We start from the raw sequence: 17,702 nt of genomic DNA, 5'->3' as shown, positions 1-17,702 counted from the left end.
ATGAGGGCAATGCCGTTTATAGGGGGACTGCTTCTTGCTTTTCTTTTATAAGATATAAAACACCGCCTGCCGTTGGGGTTGGTTACTTATCATCGCGTTAATATCCTCTGGCAATTCATCCTTCATCATTTGTTTAAGATTGTTTTCAATGGTACGGCTGATAGCAGTTGTTGGTGTATCGGTAGGCATGTTCTCAAACGGGTCCTGCAGGTGGATAGCCATTTTCTCTATCAGGAAAAAGGCTGATGAAATAGCTATCACCAATGGCACCTGGAATATACCAAAAAACTCGATGAGGCTAAATGGTAACAGCAGTACAAAAAACAATACCAACCAATGAATATACACGCTGTAGGTAGATGGGAAAACCGTATTCTTGATACGTTCGCAGCCTCCCATCGAGTTCATAAAGTTGGTTAATGAGGTATCCATTGCTACCTGCTGATATTCGTTTATCCAGCCAAGTTTATATAAAGTGCGCAGGTCATGACCTTGCAGCTCGTTTATAGCAAGGGGAATATGGTCCAGCTTTTTGATGTTTTTTACATCATCATCACTTAAATAACCTTCAAGGTTTTCTTTGGCATTTTGCCCGCGCAAATGGCAGCTTAGGCTGTAGCACCAGGCAATTTGCCGCCTGATGATGCGTTCCTTTAAAGCACGTTTTTGTTCGCCATCATAGCTGCTGTCAACAAAAGTTAATACCTGCCGCGTAAACGTGCGGCAATCATTAACTATTTTACCCCATAATATACGGGCTTCCCACCAGCGGTCGTAAGCCTGGTTTGAGCGGAAGGCCAGCAACAGCGAGATAATGGTACCCAATATGGTTGATACTGTTAAGGGGATGGATACGGCTTTGAAATTATAATACTGATGGATAAAATATATTGTCGCCGAGTATACAGCAACCAGGATCAGTTCTTTTTTTATTTTGCCAAATACATAGCTTACCGGTATGTTTTCTTTTAGTAGCATAGGTGTAAATTTTAAAATGTTATTATTGATGTTCTGTTAACTCCGGCTCTTCTATCATAACGTCTGCAGGTATGCCGGAAACCTTTGGCAGCGCAATTACCTCAATGCCGCATTTTGATATTAAAATTTGGGGGGCGATGCTATTTTTAAAAAGCAGTTGGTAATTATCATGGGGCTTTACTATTGCATCCACTTCGTTAGCATCTAAAAAATTATTAAATACGGCTATAGTGCTGCCGTAAAAAAAAATTATGGCAATATGGTTAATAACGTGGCTGTGCGTGGTTTCCAGCTCGGTGCATCGTTTATAAAAATTATCGGGGATATGCCTGTACTCCACACTGCGGCGCGACAGCATAAGCAGTTCGCTTAACGAGTCGGTAATTTTAAGCATGTGTACCAGTACAATATTTACCTTTTGAGGATAATATTGATGAACCAATGCCGGGATACTTTGAATTGATTGCTGGGTAAAATCGGTAGGGATTAATAACGTTTTCATGGTCATGTTGATTATTGGTGAAACCTGTATTGTTTTGTTTGATACAAGAGTAGCGGCCAATAATTAGGATGACTTAAGAAAGTTATTAGAATTTGATTAGAATTAGCTTGCCCCGATCCTGTTCAAAGAAAGGGGCGTAAAAAAGCTATCTGTTTTACCCCTAAAAAAGAATATGCAAATTAAAAGCTCTCTCCCTGGAGCGGGTTGGGTGTGAGCCTCACCCAACAGGTAGAAATACCTTAATCTCCGTGCCAACTCCAACCTCCGACCTGATGCCCAGGCTGCCTTTATGCAGGCGGATAATGTTTAAAGTTAAAGGTAAACCAACGCCATGCCCTTCATAATCATGCGCGTTTGATGCCCTGAAGAAGGGCTCAAAAATATGCTGAAGCTCGGTTTTTGGGATGCCGATGCCCTGGTCGGCAATGGATACGATAAGCTTATTGTTTTCTGTTAGCAGACCAACAGTTACCATACGGTTATCGGAGTATTTGCAGGCATTGCTGATGATATTGTTGATAGCCAGCCGAAGCAGGTTATTATTGCCTTTAACATAAAGCAGGTTTTCATCATCTGGCAAATTTTCAAGATTGATAAATATATTACAATCGGGGTTGATCCTTTTAACCGATTCGGAGGCGGTGAGCAAAAGTTCATCCATCCTTATGCGTTCCCAGTTTTGCCGTTTACCATCAAAGCCGGATTGTGCCAGGGTGAGCAGGCTATTCAGGATCTGGCCAAGTTTTTCTGATTCGGTGTATACGGTGTTTAAAATTTCGCGCTGCCGCGGATTTAAGTCCTGCTTATTTAAAGCCAGCTCAACCTCGGATGAGATGATGGTGAGCGGCGTTCTTAACTCGTGCGATGCGTTGCTGACAAAATTATTTTGTGTTTCAAAGGCGGTTTCAAGACGGTTAAGCATATCGTTAAAAGTGAAGGATAGCTCAGCAATTTCGTCCTTGCCGTTTAATTCATCCAGCCGGAAATGCAGGTTATTGGCCGTAATGTTTTTTACATTATTAATAATGCGCCTTACCGGCTGAAAGGTATAAAAAGAAAAGATCTTCCCTGTAAAGTAAACCAATACCATAGCTATCAGGAAGCCATAGATCAGGATCTTCTGCAGGTCTTTCAGCTCCTGGAAACCTGCCGGGTTTGATGCCGAAACAATTACAACATATTTTGAGTTGCCTTTTGTAAATACCGAGCCCGCGTAAAAGGTATTATTATCCCTAAACTTAGCCGAACCACTACTTAATATGCTTTGAACAAATTTATTATGGATATTACTGCCTGCCGGTATCCTTACCTTGTTGCTGTCGGCACTTAAAAAGTATTCTTTCTCCGAATCCAGCTTTTCGAGGTATTTATTGCGTACTTCCTGGTAGGCCTTGCTCCGTGCACCCGGGAAAAGGTTTACTTCGGCAGTAATATTTACGCGGGCTTGCAGTCGTTTATAAAAATCATCAAAGCTAAATTTATAAACGAGGTAAAAAATGGAACCACTGAGCAGTATCAGTGTGCCGCCCGATAACAGCAGGAACAGCAGGGTGATCTTACTTTGTATTTTCATCGTTATCGCCCTCTTTCATGATATACCCCATACCAAAAACGGTATGAATTAGTTTAGCCTCCCCGTTTTTTTCTAACTTTTTACGCAGGTAGTTTACATAAACGTCAACCACGTTGGTGCCCATATTAAAATCAATATCCCAAACGTTTTCCAGGATCTGGATGCGCGATAATACCTTTTTTTGATTTTTTATAAAATACTCCAGCAGTCGGTATTCTGTAGCGGTAAGTTTTAATACTTCTTTGTCGCGGCGGGCAATTTTTGATTCGGTATCAACCTGCAGGTTATTTATAGTGAAAACATTGCCTGTTTGTATCTCGCCACCGCTACGGCGCAGTAATGTGCGCAGGCGCGCGGCAAGCTCGGCAATTTTAAAAGGCTTCACCATATAATCGTCGGCGCCGCTATCAAGGCCGCCTACAATGTTTTCGGTTGAATCAAGCGCTGTTAGCATAATAATGGGGACAGATTTCTTTTGCTCCCTTATCCGTTTACATACTTGTATACCGTCCATTGCGGGTAGCATAACATCCAGGATAACCAGGTCGAAATCATTATCGAGCGCCATTTGTAAGCCTGTGATACCGTTAGCTGCAACACTTACTTCAAAACCATACTCCGTTAGGCCCCGTTTAATAACGGATACCACATTGGGTTCGTCCTCAACTAATAATATACCCATAAAAGCCCGGTTTTATTAATATTTCTTTAATTCTCAGAGACTGCCTAAAAATAAAAAACTGATCGTCATTGCGAGGTATGAAGCAATCCCAAACTATGCAGATCGGATTTGCAAAGCTGCTCTGTAAAGAGGGGATGCTTCGTGCCTCGCAATGACGGCTTGTTTAGTTTGCCAAAGTAAAAAATAATCTGTTGATCAGGATATTTTTTAAAATATAAGCCGTTGATATCCGGCTCTCTGTTTAGGTTTACAATTCGCCGGCTGGTAATTATGCAGATAGGGGTTAATATTAAAAATGTACCGGTATTAGGCTTTCCCGGTTACATAGTTAACCATAACGCCAATAACCTCTTTGATATATGAGCTCCAGTTGTTTAGCGTACCCGGATCAGGTAGCAGGTCCCCGAAGGATAATGTGCCGGTTCCCGCAATGTAATTACATGGGTAAGCAATTACGTCAAGACCCCTGCCTTTAAATATTTGCAATGACCGGCGCATATGAAAGGCCGATGTTACCAGTATATAAGGCCCTTTCTGTTTGTTTTTAAGTAACAATGTTTTTGTTAACGATGCGTTTTCACGCGTGTTGCGCGATTGGTTCTCTACCAGTATACAACTATCCGGGATCTGTAAATCCCTTAGCCGCCCTTTTACCCAATCGGCCTCCTTAAAGTCATTGGCAAAAAGGTGCCCGTTCCCTCCCGATATCACAATCTTTTTTACTTTTCCGGTTCGTTGCAGCAAAACGCCTTGTATAAACCTATCGGCAGACCAGTTAAATACACCTTCATGCTTACTGTTTTCGCCAGAAAAGCCGCCCAATATAATAGCAGCACTATAGGTTTTGCCTGCATCCAGCTTTACGGGCGCTATGTCCCAGGCTTTGGCAAATAAGTTTAAAAATAATGGGGCCGAGAAGATCCAAAGTATCACAACTCCCCATAACAGGCAGTTACGCTTAACTTTGGGCTTTTTTGAAAACAGGGCAATAACCAATAAAACAAAAATGTACAGCAAGGGTAGAAGTAAAAATGCCAGTACTTTTGAGAGGATAAAAAACATAGTTGAAGTAAAAATAGTTAAAACATTAAACTTTTTACAAGGCTTTCTATCTTATACATGGTGAGGCGTAACAAACTGGCACCATCATTGTCATATACTTATAGTTAAATAATTAAAAATATGGGCTTTATCAAGATACTTGCCATTGGCGCTGCAGTTGCCTACGGCATAAATTATGTTACCAAAAAAGGACCAGACGGCAAATCGATCATAGATAACCTGGTCGACGAAGCTCCTGAGTGGATGGACCGCGCTAAAAAATATGGGGAACTTACTTTAGAACAAATAGCCGTACGTGCGCAAAACTTCAGGGATAATAACAGGTATTAAGTGTTAAGTCTTAAGCCTTAAGTCGAAAGTCTTAAGCTGGAAAATGGCATACAAAGATTTGACTTAAGACTCATTATTTTATGCAGAATATTCTTTTTTTTGGCGATAGCATCACGGCAGGGTATGGTTTGCCTAATCCTAAAAGCGAATCATTCCCTGCCCTAATACAACAAAAAATAGATGCCGAAGGCCTGCCATACCATTGCATTAACGGCGGGTTCAGCGGCGACACATCGGCCGGTGGTCTTATGCGGCTTGATTATTGGACAAACCGCCCTTTGCCCATATTTGTGCTGGAACTGGGCATTAATGATATTATCAGGGGTATGCCACCCCAAACTACCGCCAAAAACTTACAGGTAATTATTGATAAGGTAAAATTCAAATATCCCGGTATAAAACTGGTAATGATGGGAATGGAGATCCCATTGTTTATCCCCGGCTCATTCGCGGTTGATTTTAAAGCAATTTTCAGTAAGCTGGCAGATGTTAACCAAATGACCTTTGTGCCTTTTTACCTGGAAGGCGTAGCCGGGAAAGCGCATCTTAATTTACCGGATAGGCTGCATCCGAATGCTGCAGGGTATAAGGTAATGGCAGATAATGTTTGGCCGGTATTGAAAGAGTTGCTGTAGAATTGAATTCCTGAAATTCACGCCCTTCCTCAACAAGACAGTTCAGGACGCCCAAATAAAAATATCATTTTACATTGCCCAGATGTATTTTGAAGGCTTTTCAGGATAATGTTTTTCCATGATTTTGCTAAAAGCTTTTACTACTTTTATAAACCGATATATTTTGCTCCATTATGAAACAACCTTTATGTAGGCTAATGCTTTACATCGCCTTATTATTCCACAGTTTCTTAATAATTCAACCCGCTAAGGCCGCCGAACCGGCCAAAGCATCCGGCCTAAAGTGTGAATACCTCAGCAATCCCATTGGGATCGATGCCAAACACCCGCGTTTAACCTGGCTCATGGCTGATGCGAAGCAGGGTGCAGCGCAAACGGCTTACCAGCTTTTTGTGGGTACCGATTCTGTTGCGGTTAGCACAGGCAGGGGGGATAGCTGGGTAACAACTAAAGTAGCATCCCCGGCAAATCTAATCAGCTATAATGGGAAGGCTTTGCAGCCGTTTACCAAATACTACTGGCGGGTGCAGTTATGGGACCAGGCCGGTAAAAAGCTTAGCTCATCCGCCGTAGCCAATTTTGAAACCGGCATGATGGAGATGAGCAACTGGAAGGGTTCTTGGATCAGCGACAATAAAGGCATCGCCGTAAACCCTGCACCATATTTCAGGCATACGTTTAATACGGGCAAAACCATCAAATCGGCAAGGGCTTATATTGCCGTAGCAGGTTTGTATGAGCTGTATATCAACGGAAAAAAAATAGGCAACCATCGGCTTGATCCTATGTATACCCGGTTTGACAGGCGTACCCTTTATGTAGCTTATGATGTTACCGCCAACCTGCAAAACGGCAAAAACGCCATTGGCGTATTGCTTGGCAACGGCTGGTATAACCACCAGAGCACGGCGGTATGGTACTTTCACCAGGCCCCATGGCGCGGCAGACCAACTTTTTGCATGGACCTGCGCATCACTTATACCGATGGCACCGTAGAAACCGTATCCTCCAATACCCAGTGGAAAACTGCTTTAAGTCCGGTTGTGTTTAACAGTATTTATACCGCTGAGCACTATGATGCCCGCAAAGAACAACCCGGATGGAATACCCCTGGTTTTATTGACAGCGCCTGGAAACCGGTCATCAACCGCTCGGCGCCATCTGCCAACATTGTTGCACAAAGCCTGCAGCCTATCCGCAACGTGGAGGAGATCCCTTCCAAAACCATTACCAAAATTGATAACAACCTGTGGATTTTTGATATCGGCCGCAACATTTCCGGCGTGAGCCAGATTACGGTTAAAGGCGATTCGGGAACCATCATCCGCCTTAAACATGCCGAACGCCTCAATAAGAACGGCCATGTTGATCAATCCAATATCGACCTGCATTACCGGCCTACAGATGATAAAGACCCTTTCCAGACAGATATCTTCATCCTCGGCGGCAAAGGCGAAGAAACCTTTATGCCTAAGTTTAATTACAAAGGTTTTCAGTATGTAGAGGTGAGCAGCAGTAAGCCTATTCAGCTTGCTAAAGAAAGTTTGAAAGGCTACTTTATGCACAGCGATGTGCAGCCCACCGGCAATGTACAATCAGCAAACCCAACTATTGACAAGATTTGGAGTGCCACCAATAACAGCTACCTGAGCAACCTGTTCGGTTACCCAACCGACTGCCCCCAGCGCGAAAAGAACGGTTGGACAGGCGATGCTCACATAGCCTGCGAAACCGGCTTGTATAATTTTGACGCCATCACTATTTACGAAAAATGGCTGGCCGATCACCGCGATGAGCAGCAACCCAACGGTGTGCTGCCATCCATCATCCCCACCGGCGGCTGGGGTTACGAATGGGGTAACGGGCCCGACTGGACAAGCACCATCGCCATCATTCCATGGAATATTTATATGTTTTATGGCGATAGCAAACTGCTGGCCGATAGCTATTCCAGCATCGAAAAATATGTGAACCATATTGATGAGCTGTACCCAAGCGGCCTCACCAGCTGGGGCCTGGGAGATTGGGTGCCGGTAAAATCGGTTTCGCCGGTTGAGCTTACCTCATCGGTTTATTATTATGCCGATGCCAGTATCCTGGCCCGCACAGCAAAAATATTAGGCAAGCAGGCCGATTTTGTAAAATACTCGGCGCTGGCCGGCAAAATAAAGAATGCCATCAATGCCAAATACCTAAACACCCAAACCGGTTTATACGGCAAAGGATTGCAAACAGAACTCAGCGTTCCTTTATTCTGGGATGTGGTGCCTGCAAACCTGAAAAGTAAAGTAGCCGCCAATCTGGCCCGGCGCGTTGAAGCCGATAATTTTCATTTGGATGTAGGCATCCTGGGTGCCAAAGCCATTTTAGGTGCGCTGAGCGATAACGGTTACCCCGATGCGGCCTACAAAATAGCATCGCAGGAAACCTTCCCCTCCTGGGGCTGGTGGATGGTGAACGGCGCTACCACCCTGTACGAAAACTGGCAGATAGATGCCAAATCGGATATCTCTCTTAACCACATCATGTTTGGCGAGATAGGAGCATGGCTGTACAAAGGCATTGCCGGCATTCACCCGGATATTAACCACCCGGGCTTTAAAAACGTGATCCTTGCGCCGCATTTTGTGGAAGGTTTAAATAAATTTACCGCCACGCACGATGGTCCGTATGGTAAAATAGTTTCCTCATGGCAGCGTACCGGCAATAGTGTAACCTATAAGGTGACGGTCCCGGCTAACTCAACTGCTACTATAACTTTCCCGGCAGGTAAAGTTAGGGCAGGCAACAAGCCCATTGCCGGTATTTACCAGGCAAAAGCGGGGAGTTATGTGTTTGAGGTAAGCCCTCTCTAAGTCTCCCCCTGTAAGGGCGACTTTTAAATCCCTCCCTTTCGGGGAGGGATTGGGTGGCGCTATTGCCACGCCAATTTCACATTTATATTAACCCATAAGCAAATGACCTTGTGTTGACAGGACAGATTAACAACCTGCCTGTTTTGTGTATAGATTTGTTACATTGAAATCGAAACTCAATGAAAAACATGTACAAAAAATTAACCTTATTATTTCTGCTGATTGTAAATGCAGCTTTCGCGCAGGGCGATGAAAGCTGGGTGTTAAAAACCAATAACGATGGTATAAAGATCTTTACACGCAAAGTGGCCAATTCAAGTATTAAGGCCATAAAGGTAGAGTGCTATTTTGATGCTACCCCCTCGCAACTGGTGGCTGTATTAATGGATGTAAAAAACAGCGAAGACTGGCTGTACCATACCTCATCAAACTATATTGTAAAGCAGGTATCACCTTCAGAACTGTATTATTATTCGGTTGTTGAGGTGCCGTGGCCGGTACAAAACCGCGATTTTATTGCCCACATCAAAGTATCGCAGGATACCGAAACCAAGGTGATTACCATTGATGCACCCTGTGTGGCCGATATGGTGCCTGTAAAACCCAAAACGGTACGCGTTGCCGATTCAAAAGGCAAATGGGTAATTACCCGGGTAAATAAGAGCCAGGTAAAAATTGTATACACCCTGCATGCCGATCCGGGAGGTAGCATCCCCGCATGGTTAAGCAATATGTTTGTAACCCAGGGCCCGGCCGAAAGCTTCAAAAAGCTAAAGCTGCAACTGCAAAAACCAGCCTATAAAAATGTAAAGCTGGCCTATATAGCTGATTAGCTATAAGCCCCCAGAAAGGAGCGCTTTTGATGGTACTCCCCATATCATATCTTTCTGTCCATATTATCCATCAATCCGAGACATCAATATATGAATAATCTCCCCGCTGGTTGGCAGGGAGACTTAGGTTTTTTAAAGCGAGATTGGGGGTGAGGCACATTACGATACACCGCCCCACTCCGGGGAGCTGATGGCAGTAACCTTGTAGTTGCGCGAGAAATTGTTATCCCAATATTCGTTTCCGGGCACCTGGTAAAAAATGGCAAACTGTACCTCAGTCGCTGCGCCTACGGGTGCGGTTACAGCCCACACTTCAAGCCCGCTTTTCATGGTAAAGCTGTAATGAGCAAAGGCGGTTTGAAATGTAGCCCAGTTGTTGGTAGTAAACACAATGCCGACGACCTTAGTAAAGGCGAGATTTTGTACCCCTACATTAACGCTGAGTGTGCTGGCGGCCAGGGATGCATTCCCCAAAACTGCCTTGTCGCTGTTTCCTGCCAACACAGCGAATTCATCAAATGCCTGTGGAAATTTGTAGTTCGCCCCGCCGTTGTTATCCCAGTACGTTGTGCCATTCACTGTATATTTAGCCACAAACTGGCCTTCACTGTTGCTTGCAGGTGCAGTCCACAGCTCGCAATTGTCGGGCAGCGAATGGCTGTAACTCGCGAAAATGTTTGTCCAGCCTGCGCCGATTTGCGCCCATGCCGACACCTGCTTATCAAAAGCAAGGTTTTGAACTACGATTTTGAACGACCCTTCATAAGTAAAACTTCCTGTACCCGATGGGTGTGAGTTGCTGGTTGCCAGCCCAAATGCTACCTGATCTGCCATATGCGTGTTCTCCCTTTTTTAATGGTGTTTGATTTTTTTGATTTGATAATTGCCCCAACTTTCATCCGTCAGGGCTCTCGAAAACGACAAAAGATTGTGAATGATATTTATTAAAATATTTTTTAATAAATATCGATAAGGTTTTTGCTTATGATGTCCGTTGAAATACGTATTTACATAGGTAGTTTTACGTATTTTAAGGCGGACAATCGTGGGAAGGACGGATGATGGACTATCAGACAAAGGACCCTCGGATGAAGGACAAAAGGGTTGTTTTGGACTCTATGAGAGTTCAATCGAGTTTATAAGCCGGCATGTTTTGTATGCTTTAGTATATAGGATGCCTAATAAAAAAATGGCCGGTGAATACCGGCGTTTTTTATCTTTTATCTGATAGTCCATCATCCTTTGTCTGAAAGTCCTTTGTCCTTTGTCTGATAGTCCTTCGTCCAAAAATCCTTCGTCCAAAAGTCCTTTGTCCCACAGTCCCGGATCTAATCATCATTTTGCCTGAACACCCTGATGGTTTTTAAGTACCTGCAAGTGTAATAGGGGGTAAAAGGAGTTTCGGTTACGCCGTTGGCTTTGCCCGATGTGGAATGTAAAAACGTGAGTGTTTTATTTGGGCTTACAATTAAAATACCCATATGCCCCGGCACCCTCACCGTGCTGTCGAGGCCGGTAAAAAGAACCAGGTCGCCGGTTTTGGCCCGGCCGAGGGGAATCTGCCGGTTTACGTAGTTAAAATCAACCGACCGCCTGGGCACAGCAATATTAAAATGATTAAATACATAGGTAATATAGCCCGAGCAATCAAAGCCCCGTTCGGGATCGGTAGAGGCGTACAGGTAGGGGATGCCCTCCAGGCTTTTGGCAAAGGCAACCAGGCTATCAGGCGTTGTGCTGCCGGTAGTTATTTTGGTTACAAAACCGGCGCTATCGGGTGGTGGGGGCAGCAGGGTATCGGCGCGCGGCCTTGTTACCGAATCCATCACTACAGCTTCTTTGCCACAGCCATGGCAGCCACTAAGCGCCACAGCAACAATAAATAATAAAGCCATGTACCGCATACTGGGTACTACATGCTTATGGGTTTAAATGTTTTGATAATGGTTTTTTTGACGAAGGATTTTTTGACGAAGGACTGTCAGACGAAGGATTTTCGGACAAAGGATTTTTGGACAAAGGACTATCAGACAAAGGATGATTCCTATTAAATAGACATAGATTATAAAATATTTATAATTAGATAATTAGATAATTAGATAATTAGATAATTAGATAATTAGATAATTAGATAATTAGATAATTAGATAATTAGATAATTAGATTTTGGCTTTATGCATTCTGCTTTTAGCTTTAAGCGTTCCGCTTTTAGCTTTTAGCATTCTGCTTTTAGCTTTTTTTACCTAAAAACTGTTTTAAGGCTATTTTAAATATTTCGTACTGGTCGGTATAGGCAGCATGCCCGGCGAAGGCAATATTGAGCAGCGCGGCGCCTTTAACTAAATCGGCAAGTTTAGCCACGCTTTTTCGGGTGGTTAAATGGTCGTTATCGCCTCTAACAATAAACAAAGCACAACTGGCCTGCGTAATTTGCTCGTTGGGGTAGCCGGTGTTATCATCATCAAGCCACATAGCTACAACAGCAGTGAACAAACGGTTAAAATCAGCTTCAGCATTTAAGCGCTTGTATAGCGCTACTGTTTCGGGAAATTTATTTTCCCAGCTTTGCGGAGTAATTCTTAAAAAGAGGTCCTTTGTTTGCAGCGCATCATTAATATGCCACCTTGATCCTATGGTAATTAACTTAACAATTTTTAGTGTGCTGAACGCCGCTAACCGATAGGCTACAATACCTCCGTCGCTAAAACCCATAATGCTGAGCTGTTTTATATCCAGGTGCTGCAATAAACTTTCGACATCTTTTTGCAGCTGCCCGTAACTCAACTTTTTGCTACCCAAAGTAGATTGACCATGACCCCGGCTATCAACACCAATTACACAATAAGTGTTGAGCAGTAAAGGCAAAATTGGATTAAAATCTTCCATACTCCCAAAACCGCCATGCAGCAGCAGCATAACAGGGCCGTCCTTATTGCCGGTTATTTGGTAGTAAATAACCGCGTCGTCAATAACATGCTCATTTCCGGCAGTATGATTAAAAGTATTCATAATGGTGTCTTAATAAACAGGTATTAAAAATATTTTTTGCAGGAAAATTTCAGCATAAACTTAGTATCGGCAGCAGAGATGTTAACCCTCCGAAGATGAGCAATAATTGCGCCAGCAAATCTTAATAATGGCGTTACCCCAACCGGTAGAAGTTGGGGCCCGTGCTGTACGTTCATACGCCTGCAGGCCTTGCGCGCATTGGCCGGTATCCACTGCCATCACTAACGTGGACTGTGGGGTAAGGTGTAAGCTTAGTGGTTTATAAAAGCATTGGATTTGCATGCGGGCGGATAAGCCTGGGGCGACAACGAAAAAGTGCTTGCGGTATACCTGTAATTTGCATGCGGGGACACAAACCCGGGACCAGATAAGGACTTTAAATAATGGGGAAGGCCGCATTTAATCAACCCTCCCCAACCCTAACTATTAATCGTTTAGCTAAATATCAGGATAACAACTTGATAATTAATAAACTATTGTAAAACTGTAACATAGGTGGGAAATTTTGTACAGCTAATGTGAATTGGGTATCACTCATGTGGTCGCAAAAAAAGTGCTTGCGGTAGGGAGAGCCTTTGCACCTACAATAACATGTTAGCAAAAAACTTTTTTGTTGCCCGGTATATACGCCAATCCTTTAACGCAAAATTCCCTATTAACAACAAAATCCCGGATGAAAACAAACATCCGGGATTTGCAAATTCAATGCTTAGCCGGCGGACCACAGGCCAGGAGGCCTGCGGCAGCGATCAAAAACCTTGCGGTAGCTCGGGCCATACAGCCCACAATTTTATTATATGATTAATTATAAAAAAACAATGATTGGATTATGTTTTAATATCCCTATCATCTACTTGCTAAACATTTTCACACTCGCAGCCGAAATATTTCAGTGATATTTATTGAATTAACATAGTTTTTATTTCTTTTACACTGCGGTATTGATCTGCATCAGCAGAAGTAATAATACCCTCTCGTTCGAGGTCATCAAAGTCTTTCAGGAAAGCTTCCTTAAAGGATTTTTCCCCGTTAGCATAACTTTTACCTTTAAGATCTGTATAAAGCATTTTTGCGCTGTTAACATCTCCGCTAAGGAGATAGCCAAGCGCCAGGTTGGTATAGATCCAATCATTCTCTTTAAACAGCTCGATACCTTTTTTTGCGGAAGTGACTGTAGAACTAAAATCTTTAATAAAAAGCTGATTCCAAGCTAAATCCCCATATAAGGTAGACAACTTACTTTTAGAATAGAAATCAGCTGAAGTACTATCCTGCCTATTTTTTTCAACCAAGGATATGCTTTCTTTTAATCGCTCAACCTTTCCAAAATAATTATCAGGATCGGCTTCATTCAATGCATTGTTTAATTGAACAATATGAAATATGCAAACTGATGGCTTTTGTTTCTTACCTATTTTTAGAAGCTTAACGTAAAGCTGTTTTGATTTATTAAGGTATTCTTTTTTGTTACGATAATAAAACTCAGCGCCAACTGTCAAAACATCTTCATCGTCAGAAGCTATCAGGTCCTCGAATGCCAGTGTCTGATTACTTAATCCCTAACGTGTTTTCAGTTTCTTCGTTGTGCTGGCAGCATCATCAGCAGGGAGATAGGCGGAGATTAGTGAGTTAAGTTTTTCAAAATCCATTTCGCCATCAGCTGGCATCTTTTTGATTGCATTGCTCACTACTTTTTCAGTAAACAGATTATCAAACTCCTTGGGCGTTTTGCCTGTCAGTTCTATCACACGGGAGCGATTGGTTTTTAAAAAAGCAAGCTGATCATCGTTTAAAACTTTAGCGTAATCCAAAACAATGTTAAGCATGTCCTTTTCCATCAAGGGGTGTTGGTTACTTTTTATATATCCAGTCATAACCTCATCAACGCCACTGTACTCCATTTTTTCGGCGGTCGTTAACCATTCGCCAAAAGCTGCGGGCGACAAAACGCCGGCCATAGCCCTGTTACGAACGGTATAAAATTGCTTTTGGGGATTCCTGGCATCTTTGGCCAATGCAACAAAGTCCCCTACCTCCAGCGCCCCAACACTTGAGTGAACCAACTGTCCATTTGCGTTAATAAAAAATAAGGTTGGATAAGCTTTAACCTCATACTTCTTTGCCAGCGTTATCCCTTCACCTTTTTCCATATCCATCTTTACATTTATAAAGTTTTTGTTATACTCGCTGCCTGCCTGCGCCGTAGTAAAAACATTCTTTTGCAGATACTTACATGGCCCGCACCAGGATGCATATGCATCTAAAAAAATGAGCTTCTTTTGAACTTTAGCCATTGCCAAAACATCTTTCCAGGCCTTATTATCAATAAATTTGATTCCCTGGGCGCTGATACAGTAAGGTATCAAAGCGCAACAAAACATAAAAAGTAATTTGGTTTTCATGATTTCTTTTATTTAGTTTTTGGATAATCGTTTACAGTTTACTAAATAGCCCAACCTTTTAGATGTTCCTTTACTTCAGCAAGTCCCTGATTTGCTTTACATGTGCGTAAAGTTCTGTGTTGTCGATTGTAATAATACCTTCGCTTTCTAAATCAACCAGGTCATCAAGGAATGCCTTTTTAAATGTACTTTTCGACTGGTAAAAATTTTTGTCCTTATATTGTAAGTAAATAGCCTTTGCTTTATCAAACTCGCCGCTTAAAAGGTAACCCAGAGCCAGATTGGTATATATCCAATCGTTGTTTTTTTCAATTTCGATGCCTTTTTGTGCAGAAATGACAGCACCTTTAAACTCTTTGATAAATAGCTGATTATAAGATAATGAACCAAGGTCAGACGATAAGTTTTTGCTGGTTTTTGTTTTTAAACTGTCCGCAATGTCTAATTTTAATATTTCATCCCTGAGTTCGATGTTTTCATTTAGTCTGTCAACTTTTGCAAAGTAGTTGGTAGAATCTAAATCATTTAAAGCTTTATTTACAATTACCAGATGCTCAAGATAATCGTACCTCGGGTTTTCTTTTGTTATTGCTTTTAGCCTTGTAAAAAGCTGCTTAGCTTTAATAAGTGAGTCTTTGTTATCATACCCCTGTTGGAAACCATATCCTTTGTCATGCAGGAGTTTGGGGTCGTTTGATGACATTAAATAGGCAAAGTCGTAATTTTTATTCGGATTCTTTTTGTCAGGTACTCCTGGGGTAGCGGTTGGTAAATCTTTATCTAAATTTTTATTTCTTTTAGCAAGTAAAGGTTGCAAGATGGTAATACTTGATGTGGCAGTTGGTAAATCCTTGAATAATGGCGCAACTTTAAAACTTGTTATCTTACCATAATAATTTGCAGAAATTATAACCTGATTATTTAGAAACTCAGCAGAAATTATATTGGTATCGATAGGTATAGTTTTGACATAATTTCCCGGAACGTTTAAAATCTTGAATTTATTACCTACTGCGCCGGCTAAAATATGATTTTCGTCTTCTGAGATAGCTATTTTAGTTAACGAAGTCAACTCATTTTTAAAATGGTAAATTAAGTCCGCTGGGGTGTTTTTGTTTATATCCTGAAGCATTACATCTTGATTAGATGTGCCAATAATGATTTTTTTTGAATCATGCGAAAAACTAACAGCAGTTACATAAATTATTGGAGTAGTATTTTTTTCGTTGCCATGAATATCATCGATTTTAGTTCCGGGTAAGGTATAGGTTTTAATTAAATGACCCTTTGTAGTATATAAGTTAAATCCATTTGCGAGTCCAACGGCAATAAGGCTGTTGTCATCAGAAAAAGCAAAAGAATAAACAAGGTTATATTTATCAAGATTATCGAATGAATACGAAATAGGGTTATTACTAATTAAGTCAGATGTTGGCCACAACGCGGGAACTTCTTTTGATATAGTTAATAACAATGATCCATCGGCAGACAGTTTACAATACGAATTACTGTCAACAGGTAAACCAATAGTATTTCTTTTACCATTTTTCCAATATAATAAATGATGTTTTTCCTTAGCAATTACATCGTATTTATTATTTATACCTATTGATGTTAGGTGGGGACTATGGGAATAGGCAGAATCTCTTTTATATAAAACCAAACTATCGCCTATTATATCACCAACGGCAATTCTTTCTTCTACGTTATAAACAAATTTTTTTTTGTTGGGGGATATGGCAATTGAAGTAGTATGTAAAAAAGCTGCATCATAATCGGGATTTATCTCTTGTTTTTCAAAAATAAATTTATTGAAAAGGGGCAAAGCATATTCCTGATAAATATTTTGCTCCTGAACGGTTGCGCTCTTGCCAATCGGGTATCCTCTTTTGATCAGATAAGCCGAATGATTGGGACTTACGTCGACTGAATCCAGGGCGGTAGCCAAAGTATCTAATTTTTTAATCGTATGGTAGTATTTGTTCATCTGGTCAGCAAACATATATGAGTATAATAATTTGCTCATCTCGTCTCGCCTGATCGAATCTATACTGGGAGAGTTCATAAAACTGCTATTAGCCAGATACTCTTTATTACGGAAAGTGATTTGTTTTTTAAGCTTCTCTGTTAATTGGCTGTTTCGCAGCAATGCGGCATTGGCATTGTTTTTTGCGATATCGGCCGCATTTCTTGCTACGTCGGCCGCAACTTTTGAGCTATCAGCCCTGACTCTTTGTTTTTCGGTTTTTTTATTTTGTTCCTCAAGTTCGCGGGTGTAGTTTTTTAGACTATCGGTGCTTTTTAATAATTTATTATTAATAGTTATTACAGAGTCCATGGTACTTTTTGCCTTCCTTTGCATACTGTAACCATAACTACCCGCTAAAATAGAAAATAGCGCAAGTATTGAGATACAGACCAATATAAGCTGGGTATTACGTAATTTTTTCTGTTGTTTTTCAGCAAGCTCCCTTTCTGCTAATATTTTCTTTTCCTCTTCTTCAATTCGTATTTTTTCCACTCTTTTTGCCTTCGCTTTAAGAATTGGATCCACCAAGGTATCGTGGCTTAGCTCATAAGATAATAATCCGGCGGTATTTGGCTCGGCCCTTATTAAATGGCTGTTCACCAACTCGGCCAGGAGTGCTTTATTAACATTAAAATCGCGCAATATCTGCTTTTCGTAAATGCTTAACCGGGTTTTATCTTCTTCGTAAATCAGTTTCTCTTCAATAAAGATCCTGGCCCTTCTTTGATCTTCGGCGGTAGGTAGTTTTGCTATTAAATTATCGTAATAATTTTCAAAAATATCGTTCATTTCGCCTAAATGCTCCTTACCAA

The 17,702-nt window shown here is 41.7% G+C and carries 16 protein-coding genes; 5 read left to right on the top strand and 11 right to left on the bottom strand.

Annotated elements, in window-relative coordinates:
• Nucleotides 1-45: 45 nt before the first annotated feature.
• The 5 genes from AC1DQW_RS15055 to AC1DQW_RS15035 form a co-directional block, all read right to left on the bottom strand.
• The gene (locus AC1DQW_RS15055; protein WP_477401418.1) at nt 46-978 is read right to left on the bottom strand and encodes a bestrophin family protein; all 933 of its coding nucleotides are present in this window, start codon (nt 976-978) and stop codon (nt 46-48) included.
• A gap of 22 nt (nt 979-1,000) precedes the next feature.
• Nucleotides 1,001-1,480: a hypothetical protein gene (locus tag AC1DQW_RS15050; protein ID WP_477454834.1), complete on the bottom strand. Its 480-nt coding sequence runs from the start codon at nt 1,478-1,480 to the stop codon at nt 1,001-1,003.
• A 217-nt stretch (nt 1,481-1,697) separates the two neighbouring features.
• Nucleotides 1,698-3,053, bottom strand: coding sequence for a HAMP domain-containing sensor histidine kinase (locus tag AC1DQW_RS15045; protein ID WP_477454833.1), 1,356 nt, complete (start codon nt 3,051-3,053; stop codon nt 1,698-1,700).
• A complete protein-coding gene (locus tag AC1DQW_RS15040; protein WP_477454832.1) occupies nt 3,037-3,735 on the bottom strand; it encodes a response regulator transcription factor in 699 nt (232 codons plus the stop codon). The genes AC1DQW_RS15045 and AC1DQW_RS15040 overlap by 17 nt, the downstream gene beginning before the upstream one ends.
• 306 nt (nt 3,736-4,041) lie before the next feature.
• Entirely contained in the window at nt 4,042-4,797 is a 756-nt protein-coding gene (locus tag AC1DQW_RS15035; RefSeq protein WP_477454831.1) for a YdcF family protein, read from the bottom strand.
• 120 nt (nt 4,798-4,917) lie between these two features.
• Between AC1DQW_RS15035 and AC1DQW_RS15030 the strand changes: the two genes are divergently transcribed.
• From AC1DQW_RS15030 to AC1DQW_RS15015, 4 genes are all read left to right on the top strand, one after another.
• Nucleotides 4,918-5,127, top strand: coding sequence for a YtxH domain-containing protein (locus AC1DQW_RS15030; protein WP_477401426.1), 210 nt, complete (start codon nt 4,918-4,920; stop codon nt 5,125-5,127).
• Between the two features lie 80 nt (nt 5,128-5,207).
• Entirely contained in the window at nt 5,208-5,762 is a 555-nt protein-coding gene (locus tag AC1DQW_RS15025; protein WP_477454830.1) for an arylesterase, read from the top strand.
• A 197-nt stretch (nt 5,763-5,959) separates the two neighbouring features.
• Nucleotides 5,960-8,617: an alpha-L-rhamnosidase gene (locus tag AC1DQW_RS15020; RefSeq protein ID WP_477454829.1), complete on the top strand. Its 2,658-nt coding sequence runs from the start codon at nt 5,960-5,962 to the stop codon at nt 8,615-8,617.
• Nucleotides 8,618-8,805: 188 nt separating this feature from the next.
• Complete coding sequence (locus AC1DQW_RS15015; RefSeq protein ID WP_477454828.1) at nt 8,806-9,450, top strand: START domain-containing protein; 645 nt, start codon at nt 8,806-8,808, stop codon at nt 9,448-9,450.
• Between the two features lie 159 nt (nt 9,451-9,609).
• Here the strand turns inward: AC1DQW_RS15015 and AC1DQW_RS15010 are convergent, their stop codons facing one another.
• From AC1DQW_RS15010 to AC1DQW_RS15000, 3 genes are all read right to left on the bottom strand, one after another.
• Nucleotides 9,610-10,284, bottom strand: coding sequence for a hypothetical protein (locus AC1DQW_RS15010; RefSeq protein ID WP_477454827.1), 675 nt, complete (start codon nt 10,282-10,284; stop codon nt 9,610-9,612).
• A 494-nt stretch (nt 10,285-10,778) separates the two neighbouring features.
• Nucleotides 10,779-11,345 (bottom strand): C40 family peptidase, encoded by a 567-nt coding sequence (locus AC1DQW_RS15005; RefSeq protein ID WP_477454826.1) that lies wholly within the window; start codon nt 11,343-11,345, stop codon nt 10,779-10,781.
• Between the two features lie 334 nt (nt 11,346-11,679).
• On the bottom strand, nt 11,680-12,459 hold the full coding sequence (locus AC1DQW_RS15000) for an alpha/beta fold hydrolase (RefSeq protein WP_477454825.1): 780 nt from the start codon (nt 12,457-12,459) through the stop codon (nt 11,680-11,682).
• Between the two features lie 591 nt (nt 12,460-13,050).
• On the opposite strand from AC1DQW_RS15000, the gene AC1DQW_RS14995 reads away from it, so the two are divergent.
• Nucleotides 13,051-13,260 (top strand): hypothetical protein, encoded by a 210-nt coding sequence (locus AC1DQW_RS14995; protein ID WP_477454824.1) that lies wholly within the window; start codon nt 13,051-13,053, stop codon nt 13,258-13,260.
• A 98-nt stretch (nt 13,261-13,358) separates the two neighbouring features.
• On the opposite strand, the gene AC1DQW_RS14990 is transcribed toward AC1DQW_RS14995, so the two are convergent.
• From AC1DQW_RS14990 to AC1DQW_RS14980, 3 genes are all read right to left on the bottom strand, one after another.
• Nucleotides 13,359-13,958, bottom strand: coding sequence for a hypothetical protein (locus AC1DQW_RS14990; protein ID WP_477454823.1), 600 nt, complete (start codon nt 13,956-13,958; stop codon nt 13,359-13,361).
• A 60-nt stretch (nt 13,959-14,018) separates the two neighbouring features.
• The gene (locus tag AC1DQW_RS14985; RefSeq protein WP_477454822.1) at nt 14,019-14,861 is read right to left on the bottom strand and encodes a thioredoxin domain-containing protein; all 843 of its coding nucleotides are present in this window, start codon (nt 14,859-14,861) and stop codon (nt 14,019-14,021) included.
• Between the two features lie 70 nt (nt 14,862-14,931).
• Nucleotides 14,932-17,702 (bottom strand): hypothetical protein (locus tag AC1DQW_RS14980; RefSeq protein WP_477454821.1); only part of this gene is annotated, 2,771 nt, incomplete at its 5' end.

The organism is Mucilaginibacter sp. P5_A4, assembly GCF_056400605.1.
Note: the sequence above shows the minus strand (reverse complement) of the source record. Positions and strands in the feature narration are given on the sequence as shown.

Bases quoted from the DNA above. Each gene is read 5' to 3' on its own strand.
- AC1DQW_RS15055 (WP_477401418.1), bottom strand. From the start codon at position 978: ATGCTACTAAAAGAAAACATACCGGTAAGCTATGTATTTGGCAAAATA.
- AC1DQW_RS15050 (WP_477454834.1), bottom strand. From the start codon at position 1,480: ATGAAAACGTTATTAATCCCTACCGATTTTACCCAGCAATCAATTCAA.
- AC1DQW_RS15045 (WP_477454833.1), bottom strand. From the start codon at position 3,053: ATGAAAATACAAAGTAAGATCACCCTGCTGTTCCTGCTGTTATCGGGC.
- AC1DQW_RS15040 (WP_477454832.1), bottom strand. From the start codon at position 3,735: ATGGGTATATTATTAGTTGAGGACGAACCCAATGTGGTATCCGTTATT.
- AC1DQW_RS15035 (WP_477454831.1), bottom strand. From the start codon at position 4,797: ATGTTTTTTATCCTCTCAAAAGTACTGGCATTTTTACTTCTACCCTTG.
- AC1DQW_RS15030 (WP_477401426.1), top strand. From the start codon at position 4,918: ATGGGCTTTATCAAGATACTTGCCATTGGCGCTGCAGTTGCCTACGGC.
- AC1DQW_RS15025 (WP_477454830.1), top strand. From the start codon at position 5,208: ATGCAGAATATTCTTTTTTTTGGCGATAGCATCACGGCAGGGTATGGT.
- AC1DQW_RS15020 (WP_477454829.1), top strand. From the start codon at position 5,960: ATGCTTTACATCGCCTTATTATTCCACAGTTTCTTAATAATTCAACCC.
- AC1DQW_RS15015 (WP_477454828.1), top strand. From the start codon at position 8,806: ATGTACAAAAAATTAACCTTATTATTTCTGCTGATTGTAAATGCAGCT.
- AC1DQW_RS15010 (WP_477454827.1), bottom strand. From the start codon at position 10,284: ATGGCAGATCAGGTAGCATTTGGGCTGGCAACCAGCAACTCACACCCA.
- AC1DQW_RS15005 (WP_477454826.1), bottom strand. From the start codon at position 11,345: ATGGCTTTATTATTTATTGTTGCTGTGGCGCTTAGTGGCTGCCATGGC.
- AC1DQW_RS15000 (WP_477454825.1), bottom strand. From the start codon at position 12,459: ATGAATACTTTTAATCATACTGCCGGAAATGAGCATGTTATTGACGAC.
- AC1DQW_RS14995 (WP_477454824.1), top strand. From the start codon at position 13,051: ATGTTAGCAAAAAACTTTTTTGTTGCCCGGTATATACGCCAATCCTTT.
- AC1DQW_RS14985 (WP_477454822.1), bottom strand. From the start codon at position 14,861: ATGAAAACCAAATTACTTTTTATGTTTTGTTGCGCTTTGATACCTTAC.